Origin of the sequence: Mycobacterium sp. (genome assembly GCF_035570115.1) — a bacterium.
In the GTDB taxonomy this organism is placed as follows: domain Bacteria; phylum Actinomycetota; class Actinomycetes; order Mycobacteriales; family Mycobacteriaceae; genus Mycobacterium.
Genome location: NZ_DATMLH010000010.1, coordinates 22,187 through 32,424 on the forward strand (window position 1 = coordinate 22,187; position 10,238 = coordinate 32,424).

General features: G+C 66.9%; 11 protein-coding genes and 1 pseudogene. 6 read left to right on the forward strand and 6 right to left on the reverse strand.

Going from position 1 to position 10,238, the window contains the following annotated elements; translation table 11 throughout:
* Positions 1–71: 71 nt before the first annotated feature.
* Positions 72–797 (forward strand): SIMPL domain-containing protein, encoded by a 726-nt coding sequence (locus tag VNW74_RS00695; RefSeq protein WP_325674682.1) that lies wholly within the window; start codon positions 72–74, stop codon positions 795–797.
* Between the two features lie 7 nt (positions 798–804).
* Here the strand turns inward: VNW74_RS00695 and hpt are convergent, their stop codons facing one another.
* From hpt to dacB, 4 genes are read right to left on the reverse strand one after another with little or no spacing between them, the layout of a single operon-like run.
* The gene (gene hpt / locus VNW74_RS00700) at positions 805–1,407 is read right to left on the reverse strand and encodes a hypoxanthine phosphoribosyltransferase (protein ID WP_325674683.1); all 603 of its coding nucleotides are present in this window, start codon (positions 1,405–1,407) and stop codon (positions 805–807) included.
* A 26-nt stretch (positions 1,408–1,433) separates the two neighbouring features.
* On the reverse strand, positions 1,434–2,453 hold the full coding sequence (tilS, locus tag VNW74_RS00705) for a tRNA lysidine(34) synthetase TilS (RefSeq protein ID WP_325674684.1): 1,020 nt from the start codon (positions 2,451–2,453) through the stop codon (positions 1,434–1,436).
* Positions 2,432–3,490, reverse strand: a complete 1,059-nt coding sequence (locus tag VNW74_RS00710) for a zinc-dependent metalloprotease (protein WP_325674695.1) — start codon at positions 3,488–3,490, stop codon at positions 2,432–2,434. The genes tilS and VNW74_RS00710 overlap by 22 nt, the downstream gene beginning before the upstream one ends.
* Positions 3,487–4,884: a D-alanyl-D-alanine carboxypeptidase/D-alanyl-D-alanine endopeptidase gene (dacB, locus tag VNW74_RS00715; protein WP_325674685.1), complete on the reverse strand. Its 1,398-nt coding sequence runs from the start codon at positions 4,882–4,884 to the stop codon at positions 3,487–3,489. Before dacB ends, VNW74_RS00710 begins: the two co-directional genes overlap by 4 nt.
* A gap of 150 nt (positions 4,885–5,034) precedes the next feature.
* Here dacB and VNW74_RS00720 point away from each other — a divergent pair, with 150 nt between their 5' ends.
* Together VNW74_RS00720 and VNW74_RS00725 are read left to right on the forward strand one after the other, a co-directional pair.
* Positions 5,035–5,523 carry an inorganic diphosphatase gene (locus VNW74_RS00720; RefSeq protein ID WP_325674686.1) on the forward strand — a complete coding sequence of 163 codons (489 nt, stop codon included), beginning with the start codon at positions 5,035–5,037 and terminating at the stop codon, positions 5,521–5,523.
* Positions 5,524–5,644: 121 nt separating this feature from the next.
* Entirely contained in the window at positions 5,645–6,346 is a 702-nt protein-coding gene (locus VNW74_RS00725) for a hypothetical protein (protein WP_325674687.1), read from the forward strand.
* 66 nt (positions 6,347–6,412) lie between these two features.
* Here the strand turns inward: VNW74_RS00725 and VNW74_RS00730 are convergent, their stop codons facing one another.
* Entirely contained in the window at positions 6,413–7,393 is a 981-nt protein-coding gene (locus VNW74_RS00730; RefSeq protein WP_325674688.1) for a TerC/Alx family metal homeostasis membrane protein, read from the reverse strand.
* A 230-nt stretch (positions 7,394–7,623) separates the two neighbouring features.
* Between VNW74_RS00730 and VNW74_RS00735 the strand changes: the two genes are divergently transcribed.
* Genes VNW74_RS00735 through VNW74_RS00745 form a run of 3 tightly spaced genes read left to right on the forward strand, consistent with a single transcriptional unit; the run spans position 7,624 to position 10,015 of the window.
* Positions 7,624–8,910, forward strand: a complete 1,287-nt coding sequence (locus VNW74_RS00735) for a hypothetical protein (protein ID WP_414686569.1) — start codon at positions 7,624–7,626, stop codon at positions 8,908–8,910.
* A gap of 44 nt (positions 8,911–8,954) precedes the next feature.
* Positions 8,955–9,647, forward strand: coding sequence for a glycosyltransferase family 2 protein (locus VNW74_RS00740; RefSeq protein ID WP_414686568.1), 693 nt, complete (start codon positions 8,955–8,957; stop codon positions 9,645–9,647).
* Complete coding sequence (locus VNW74_RS00745) at positions 9,644–10,015, forward strand: DUF2304 domain-containing protein (RefSeq protein ID WP_325674691.1); 372 nt, start codon at positions 9,644–9,646, stop codon at positions 10,013–10,015. The genes VNW74_RS00740 and VNW74_RS00745 overlap by 4 nt, the downstream gene beginning before the upstream one ends.
* Here VNW74_RS00745 and VNW74_RS00750 read toward each other — a convergent pair.
* Positions 9,980–10,238, reverse strand: a pseudogene (locus VNW74_RS00750) (putative sulfate exporter family transporter); the annotation flags it as partial. The gene VNW74_RS00745 and the pseudogene VNW74_RS00750 sit on opposite strands and share 36 nt — an antisense overlap.

Consider the following 10,238-nt stretch of genomic DNA (forward strand, 5'->3'; position numbering starts at 1 on the left):
CAATTCTGCTTTCCGCTCACCATACCCCACCCCACCCGGGGTGGGTAGACGTCGCGCGTAGGGTGCCAATCATGCCCGTCCCGAAACGCGCCAGCCTGCCAATCCGGATCGCGCTCGCGGTCGGTCTCGCGGCCGCCGTCTCGTCCGCCTGCGACAGCCACTCAGAACGGTTGGCGGACAACACACGTCAGGTGACGGTCATCGGCTCCGGACACGTCCAAGGCGTGCCCGACACCCTCACCGCCGACGTCGGTATCGAGTTCACCGCGCCGGACGCCACTACTGCGATGAATCAAACCAACGACCGTCAACAGGCCGTCATCAATGCCCTGGCGGGCGCCGGCGTCGATCGCAAGGACATCAGCACCACCGAGGTCGGTCTGCAACCCCAGTACGACAGTTCCGGCGGCAGCATCACCGGGTACCGCGCCGACAACTCGATCCGAGTCAAGATCCACCCAGCCGACTCGGCATCGCACGTGCTGGCAATCATCCTGAGTACCGGCCGCGACGCCACCCGGATCAATTCGGTCAGCTACTCCATCGCGGACGACTCGCAGCTGGTGAAGGACGCACGTGCGCGGGCTTTTCAGGACGCCAAGGACCGGGCTGAGCAGTACGCACAGCTATCCGGGCTGAAGCTCGGCAAGGTCATCTCGATCTCGGAGGCATCCGGAGCCGCACCGCCCATCCTGGCTCCGGCTCCGCGAGGCGGGGCCATGCCGTCGAATGTTCCGCTGGAGCCCGGCCAGCAGACGGTGAACTTCTCGGTCACCGCGGTCTGGGAACTCCGGTAGGGCGAGCTCAGTCTTGATAGACCCTGGGATCCAGGGTTCCGATGTAGGGCAGGTCGCGGTAGCGCTCGTCGTAGTCGAGGCCATAGCCCACCACGAACTCGTTGGGGATGTCGAAACCCACATAAGCGATATCCGCGTTGGCGCGCAGCGCATCTGGCTTGCGGAGCAGCGTGCATACCCGTAGTGAATGCGGATGCCGAGTGGCCAGGTTGCGTAACAACCACGACAACGTCAGCCCGGAGTCAACCACGTCCTCGACGATCAGCACATCCCGGTCGTTGATATCGCGATCGAGGTCTTTGAGGATGCGCACCACCCCCGACGACGACGTCGACGATCCGTAGGAGCTGACCGCCATGAACTCGAACTGGGTCGGCAGCGGGATCGCGCGCGCCAGGTCGGTGACGAACATGACGGCGCCCTTGAGCACGGTGATCAACAGCAGGTCTCGGTCGTCGGCCACCGCCAGTTCGCGATAGTCCGCGCCGATTTGCGCCCCGAGCTCGGCGATGCGGGTCTGGATCTGCTCCTCGCCCAGCAACACCGATTTGATGTCCCCGGGGTACAGCTCCGGCGATTCCGCTGCCACGACCACAGCGTGCCATGTCATCGGGCTGACGACCAACGGTGGTCGACTTAGCTCTGATTGTCCGGCTCGCCCCCTCGCCGCCGCCCGCTCTGCGTCGTCGCCTCGACGATCGGTTCCGGACGCAACGTCAAAAGCCCGCCGCTGCGGCCGGCGACCAGGCGCTGATTGCGCAGCGCGGACCCGACTGCCACTCCGCCCTGGCCACGCCAGGCGGTGATCAGCCTGTTCACGCCGCGGATCTGCTTGTCGGTCAGCCCGATCGCGCCGCCGGCACGCAGCCAGTTGCGGATGACACCGCGACGCACGGGGTCGGGCAACGTCGCCAACGCGCGGGTGTCGAGTCCCTCGGCAGTCGCGGAATTCGCCATCGCCTGCGCGATCAGGGCATCAACCAGCTCGGTGTCCTCGCGCAGCGCGGTCGCGGTGCGAGCCAGCGCCTCCGCGACACCGCCGCCGAGCACCTCTTCCATCAGCGGCAGCACCTCATGGCGCAGCCGGGTCCGGGTGAAGCGGCGGTCGGTGTTGTGCGGGTCATGCCACGCGGCCAGTCCCAGCTCAGCGCACGCGGCGTGCGTCACGCCGCGCCGCACACCCAGCAGCGGCCGGCACCAGGGCGGGTCGTAGGGGCGCATTCCGGCGATCGAGCGGGCGCCCGAACCACGGCCCAGCCCGAGCAACACGGTCTCGGCCTGATCGTCGAGGGTGTGGGCCAGCAGCACCGGACGATCCTGACGGGCGTCCTCCAGCGCGCGGTAGCGGGCATTGCGGGCGGCGGCCTCCGGACCGCCGTCTCCGCTTACCTGCACGCAAAGCACTTGAGCGTCAACGCATCCCAACTCCTCGGCTTGACTCTTCGCGGTCGCGGCGATCGCTGCCGAGCCGCTTTGCAGACCATGGTTCACGATCAGCGCGGTGGTCGGCAGCAGGCCGGCCGCAACGGCGGTGAGCGCCAACGAGTCCGGGCCCCCGGAAAGCGCCACGCACCAGTGATCGGCGATGGCGAGGTATTCCTTAGCGAACGCCGCCACAGCCGCGCTGAGGTCGGCTACAGCACCCTGTCGATCCACCGTTGCGGGTATTCGATCTCAAGCGGCCGGGGCAGGGTGTCCGGACCGGTCCAGACGGTGTTGAACCGCTCCATCCCTACCCGGCCCACTACGTGGTCCACGAATGCCTTGCCCCGGGTGTACTGGCTCAGTTTGGCCTCGATGCCCAGTAATGCGCGCAGCAGCCGTTGCAGCGGCGGTTGCTTGCGGTGCCGGCGCTCGTCGAAACGGCTCCGGATGGTCGCGACCGACGGCACCACGACGGGCCCGACGGCATCCATCACGTGATCGGCGTGGCCTTCCAACAATGTGCCCAACACCAACAGCTGATCCAGGGCCTCGCGCTGCGGCTCGGACTGCACGGCACGCAGCAATCCCAGAACGCCGCTCGCGTGTGCGTCGGGCTCGGTCGGCGACGGTTCGCCGCGGCCTCGGACGAAGTCGGCCAGCCTGCTGACGATCTGGGCCACGTCTTCGCCGCCCTCCTGAGTCAACACACCCAGAGCTTTGGACATGTAGCCGGACAGCCACGGATTCGCGGTGAACTGCACCCGATGGGTGACCTCGTGCAGGCACACCCACAACCGGAAATCCGAAGGCTCCAAACGCAATTGCCGTTCGACCGCAATGACGTTGGGATACACCAGCAGCAAGGCACCGCCGTCATTGGAAGCGGCGAATGGGTCGTACTGGCCGAGGATGCCGGACGCCACGAACGCCAGCACGGCACCGGTCTGCGCGCCGGTGACCCGTCCCGAGATAACCCCTCGCGGCTTATCGGTTCCGCCGGTCATCACCCGCATCGACTCAGCGGCTGCCCGGATCCACCCCGGCCGGTCGACGATGCGGGCCTCGGGAACCACGCCGTTGGTGTGCAGACCGGTGACGTCGCGCACCGGAGGTTCGGCAGCCTTGGCGGCGGCAGCCAGGTTGTCGACCGCCTGGCGACGGGTGTACTCGGTGGACGGCGGACCGGGACGGGCCAGCCACTGGCCGACCGTCGCCGCGAATCCCCAGTCGACGGTGCGGCCGACGGTCAACTCCGTTGCCGCCGTCATGTCACGCATCCACACGACCATAGGGTGCTCGCCACCGCGTCGATCGCCGTTCGGCCGGTCGGACCGGCGTCATTGGAGATCAGCGCGAAGGTCAGCACCCGTCCACCGCGGTCGGTCACCACCCCAGCTAACGCGTTGATGGCCGTCAGCGAGCCGGTTTTGGCCCGCAACCACCCAGCCGGCCCGGCGGCGTGGAACGTGGCGTCGAGGAACCTGTCGGACAGCGTGCCGCTGCCACCGGCGATCGGCAACAGGTCCAGCAGCGGCCGCAGCGACGGCTGATCCGGCCCCGCAGCGCCTTGCACCACGGAGTCGAGGGTCTTGGCGCTAAGCCGGTCCTCGACCGACAACCCGCTGGAGTCCTGCAATGTCGCGCCGCTGGTGTCGATATGCGCGAGGCTCAAGCGGTTGGTCACCGCGTCGACGGCGCCGGCGAAGCTCTGCGACCGCTGCATGGACGCCGCCACCTCGCGGGCGATGCATTCGGCCATCACGTTGTCGGAGACGCTCATCATTTCGTTAAGTCGCTCGATCAGCGGCGCCGACTGGACGGCGGCCAGCTGCCGGGCCCCGACGGGCGCTGGATGGGTCGCGATGGTCACCTGCCGCGGGTCAACACCGAGCGCGCTGGCCAGTGCGTGCCCGGCGTCCAGGGCCGGGGTCACCGATCGGCGGGACTCGTCGGTCGCCGGCTGGATACGTCCGGCGTCGAGCATCACCGATTCGATCGGCGCGATGTCGCCGCCCTCGATGTCGGCCGGATCCCAGCCGGGCGCCATGGTCGGGCCACTGAACAGCGAGGTGTCCACTTGCACCGCCGTCGGCGTCACGCCACTGCGCCGTACCTGATCGGCGAGATCGCTGAGGCGCGCCGCACCGTGATACCAGGTGTCCTGGCCGGGCGGGGCCCCCGAAAGCGTTGGGTCGCCACCCCCGACCAGCACGATGACTCCCGAGGCCCCTGGTTGGTCGGCGGCCACGACTCGAGTTGTGACCCGCGCCTCGCGGTCCAGCGCCAACAGCGCGGCGGCGGTGGTGAGAGTTTTGTTTGTCGACGCCGGCTGCATCGGCACGTCGTCTTGCTGCTGCCAGAGTTCTTTGGCGGTCATCGCATCGGTGACCCGACCGCCGAGTTTGCCGAGGTTGGGATCGGCCACCACCGCCGCCAATGTCGCGGCCAGGGCGGATTTGGTCGGCACCGGCACGGTCACCGCCACCGGGACGATGCTCGGCTTGGCGGTGACAGCCGGCGGTGGGGGTGGGACCTGCGGGCCGCTGGCACCACGACCGCTGGCGCTGAACAACGCCGTGGCCGCCACCACGGCGGCAACGATCGCCAGCACGCCCACTCCCACGATCAGGTGCGTAGACGTCCGCCACTGAGTGGGACGCATGACTCTCCTGACTCCTTTGCGCCCATTGTGCCGAAAGATCTGCCGACCGACGTCTGCGGGAGCTGCATTACGCACCCAATCCCTGGACTAGGGTTGACGCTCGACAAATGCCGACGGGCAGCGATCACCCCAGCCGAAGGAGCCGCGACGGTGGAATTCGACGTCACCATCGAGATCCCCAAAGGTCAGCGAAACAAATACGAGGTAGACCACGACACGGGAAAGGTGCGCTTGGATCGCTACCTTTACACCTCGATGGTCTACCCGACCGACTACGGCTTCATCGACGACACCCTCGGCGAAGACGGCGACCCGCTCGACATCCTGTTGTTGCTTCCAGAGCCGCTGTTCCCGGGCGTGGGACTGACAGCGCGGCCCGTGGCCATGTTCCAGATGACGGACGAGCACGGCGGCGACGACAAGGTGCTGTGCGTGCCGGCCGGCGATCATCGGTGGGACCACATCCAGGACATCGGAGACGTCCCGGAGTTCGAGCTGGACGTCATCAAACACTTCTTCTCGCAGTACAAGGCGCTGGAGCCGGGCAAGTACGTCAAGACCGCCGATTGGGTGGGTCGCGCCGAGGCCGAAGCGGAAGTGCTGCGCTCACAGGAGCGGTTCAAGACCTCCGGGCACTGACACCGACGACCGCTCGCGACCACGACGCGTCTTCGGTTCTTCGCGCACAGCGAAATACACGACGCTGGTCTACCACGCTCTGGGGTCGAGCCGGCAGCGCCGCAAGTGGCATCCTGGCAAGGTGGGCCCGCTGTTTCATTTCGCCGCGAACTTCTGGTGGCTGGTCTTCCCGCTGGGGGGCGCCGTCGGCGGGAGCGTGCGCGCAATCGCCGCGGCCAACGAACGGCGAGCCGAGCGGCGGCTCGAACGGTACCGGCTCAAGCAGCAGGCCAAGATCGCGATCGCGGAAGCAACCGGGCGAAGGCGAGATAACCCAGACATTAAGGAAGGCTACCGGCGCGAGATCGCCAAACTCCTCACCGTGCACGATCGCACCGACGCGCGCTGGCTGGACTATGAGGTCGACATCGCCAAACTGCTCGACTTCCCCCTGATGACCGACATGAGGAATCCGCTCACCATCGCTTTCCACAAGGCGAAGCGGCAGGCCGACCTGCTGCGCCCGGAACGGCCCGAGAACCTGCTCAGCGATCGGACCGCGCAACTGGAGTACCGCGACGCCGTGCACGAGTACGTCAGCGCATTCGACATCGCCGAGACCGAAGCGATTCGCCGGCGCCGCAGCGACTTCTCCGAAGACGACCAACAGCGGCTGGCGCGGGCCCAGCACCTGCTGCGGCTCGCCCAAGACGACGCCGCCTCCCCCCAGGAACGGCAAAACGCCTATGCGCGGGCGAGCAAGGAACTCGACGGGCTGATCGTGTTGCCAGCCCCCGTACGCACCAGCATCGAGCGACGCATCGCCGGCGCCATCGAGGCCTGATCGAGGTTCAGCCAGGCGACGATGCGGGCCGCGCGGCGGCCCGAGGAGAAGCCCGGCAATCGAGGTTCAGCCGGGCGACGATCCGGGCCGTCCAGCGGCCCGGGTGGTGTAGAGGCTCGCGGCGGCGGCAACTGCGAGGGTCACCAGGATGACCCCGAGGGTGAGCAACGTCGGGACCTCAGGAACGTCGACACGCTCGCCGCCGTTAATGAACGGCAGATTGTTTTCCCGCAAGGCCTGCAGGATCAGCTTGATCCCGATGAACATCAAGATGACGCCAAGGCCTTTGGGCAGATACACCAACCGCTGCAACAGATTCGCGAGCATGAAGTACAGCTGCCGCAGGCCCATCAACGCGAATACGTTGGCGGCGAACACCAGGAAGGCCTCGCGGGTGATCCCGAAAATCGCGGGAATCGAATCGAGGGCAAAGATCAGGTCGGTACTACCGAGAGCCAGGATGACGAGCAGCATCGGCGTCAAGCGCCAGCCGGAGCCGTCCTTGACGTAGAGCTTGAGACCGCGCCACTGGTCGGTGGTATTCAGACGACGCCGAGCGAACCGAACGGCCGCATTCTCCGCGTCGACATCGTGGTGGTCGCGAGCCAATCCGACGGCGGTGTAGACCAGAAACGCGCCGAAGATGTAGAAAACCCATGAGAAACGCTGAATCGCCAGTGCGCCAAGGGCAATGAAGATGCCGCGGAACACCAATGCGATCACGATTCCGACGAGCAGGGCTTGCTGCTGATACATCTTGGGCACTCTGAACGCCGTCATGATGACGATGAACAGGAAAAGGTTGTCGATAGACAGGCTGTACTCGGTGATCCATCCGGCGAGGAATTCCAGCGCGAACCGGTGGCCGTGAAACACCCAGACCCAGACATCGAAGATCAGCGCAAGTCCGACATACGCCGACAACGCGATCGTGCATTCACGCATCGATGGTTCGCGGGGGTGGCGCGCGACAATCACGATGTCGAACAAGAGGACCGCGACCGTCACGGTCACAATGACGACCCATTCGAGAACGGGAACGGACAACAGAGGCCTCCGGTCGCTGAAGTGCACTACAACGCCCGAGGTCTCTTCCGCCGTCGCGACCACAGTCGCAACAGCCCGCGGCACGGTCGCTCGATGGTGGGCGACGTGATGACGACACCGCGGCGAAGGAATACTCCCCTCTGCCGTCAGTCTGCAGGACGGAATCATCCCAGCCCACGGCGGCACCGGGATTTCACTGAGTATTTTCAAACCGTGGTGATGCCCGAGGTCTGCGACGTGGCGTCACCGTGACGGACGTCGGCGGGACCCCTAACATCGGAGCCTCCGCCAGCCCGATCGCGCGCGGCAGCGTGGCCCGGGTGGGTACGGCGACCGTGCTGACCGCCCTGTGCGGCTACGCGGTGGTCTACCTCGCCGCCCGCGACCTGGCTCCGGCGGGGTTTTCGGTCTTCGCGGTCTTTTGGGGAGCGTTCGGGCTGGTCACCGGGTCCGCCAACGGCCTGCTGCAGGAAACCACCCGAGAAGTCCGCGCCGAGGGCCATGAAAACCGGGCCGAAGTGGTGCCGGGCCGCCGCACCCATCCACTGCGGGTGGCCGGCATGGTCGGGGTCGCCGCCGCTCTGCTGATCGCTGGCAGCTCACCGTTGTGGAGCAGCCGGGTCTTCGTCGAAGCCCCCTGGCTGTCGGTGGGCCTGCTCAGCGTGGGGCTGGCCGGGTTCTGTTTGCACGCCACGTTGCTGGGCATGCTGGCCGGGGCCAACCACTGGACGCAATACGGGGCGCTGATGGTCACCGACGCGGTGATCCGCGTGGCGGTTGCGGTGGCCACTTTTGTGATCGGCTGGGGCCTGGTCGGGTTTCTGTGGGCCACCGTCGCGGGCGCGATGGCCTGGCTGATCATGATCGCGGCCTCGCCGACGACCCGGGCCGCGGCCCGGCTGCTGACGCCGGGCAACACCGCGACATTCCTGCGCGGGGCGGCTCATTCGATCACCGCGGCCGGAGCCAGCGCGATTTTGGTGATGGGGTTTCCGGTGCTGCTCAAGGCGACTTCCAACCAGCTCGGCGCCGACGGCGGGGTGGTCATCCTGGCGGTCACCTTGACTCGCGCGCCGCTGCTGGTGCCGCTGACCGCGATGCAGGGCAATCTGATCGCGCACTTCGTCGACGAGCGGGCCGAACGGCTGCGGGCGCTGATCGCGCCGGCGGCGCTGGTCGGCGGGATCGGCGCGATCGGCGTGCTGGCGGCGGGGCTGGTCGGGCCCTGGCTGCTGCGGGTCGGCTTCGGCGCCGACTACTACGCGGGCGGCGCGCTGTTGGCCTGGTTGACCGCTGCCGCGGTGGCGATCGCCATGCTGACCCTCACCGGGGCGGCCACGGTGGCCGCCGCAATGCACCGCGCCTATGCGCTGGGCTGGGTTGGGGCGACGGTGGCGTCGACGCTGCTGCTGTTGTTGCCGCTACCGCTGGAGACTCGCACCGTGGTCGCGTTGTTGTGCGGTCCGCTGGTGGGTATCGGGGTGCATTTGGGCGCGCTGGCGCGCGCGGGCGGCTGATCAGCCGCGTTGAGTGGTCCGGCGTGTAACTTGTGGACATCGAAATGCTCAGCGAAACCCGCAACGTCTGGATCGTCGTCCCAGCCTTCAACGAAGCCGGAGTCATCGGCGACGTCATCACCGATCTGCGCTCGATTTTCACTCACGTCGTGTGCGTGGACGACGGCAGCCGCGACGACACCGGCGACATCGCGCTGCGGGCCGGGGCGCATCTGGTGCGCCACCCGGTGAACCTGGGCCAGGGTGCGGCGATCCAGACCGGCGTCGAGTACGCCCGGCGCCAGCCCGGCGCGCAGGTCTTCGCCACCTTCGACGGCGACGGTCAGCACCGCGTCAAGGACGTCCTCACGATGATCGACCGGCTCGGCGCCGGCGATGTCGACATTGTCATCGGAACGCGATTCGGCCAGGGTGTCTCCAGGCCGCCCCTGCTGAAACGTGTTGTGCTGCAGACGGCCGCGAGGCTGAGCCCGCGCGGCCGCAAGCTGGGGTTGACCGACACCAACAACGGGCTGCGGGTGTTCAACAAGGCCGTCGCCGACGGGCTGGACATCACCATGAACGGGATGAGCCACGCCACCGAGTTCATCATGCTGATCGCCGAAAACCGTTGGCGCGTCGCCGAGGAACCCGTCGAGGTGCTGTACACCGAATACTCCCAAGCCAAGGGCCAACCGCTGCTGAACGGTGTCAACATCATTTTCGATGGATTCCTGCGAGGAAGGATGCCGCGTTGAATTGGATTCAGGGTCTGCTGATCACCTCGATCGTCGCGTTGCTGGTTTACCTGCTGTGGTCTCGCCGCAACGCCCAGTCGAAGGCCTGGGTCAAAGTCGGCTATCTGGTTTTCGTGCTGGCCGGTATCTACGCCGTGCTGCGGCCGAACGACACCACGGTGGTGGCGCACTGGCTCGGGGTGGACCGCGGCACCGACCTGATGCTGTACGCGCTGATCATCGCGTTCAGCTTCACCACGCTGAGCACCTATTTGCGGTTCAAGGACCTCGAATTGCGTTACGCCCGGCTGGCCCGCGCCGTCGCGCTCGAGGGCGCGCAGGTGCCGGAATGCTCAGCCTGCCCCGACACCCCAGTGCAGCCCACGTGAGGTGAGCAACACCAGTCCAAGCGAAACAGCGGCAACGACGACCAAGCCGATGATCGCCACCACCAGGGGCCGCCAGCCAGTGCGGACGAGTTAACGAATGTTGGCGTTCAGCCCCACGCCGGCGAAGGTCAGCAAGAACGCCCACCTCGACACGTTGGCAACGTTGGCGGATTGGCCCTTGCTCAGCCAACCCGCGGTTGCGATCGCCGACACCCCCAGAAAA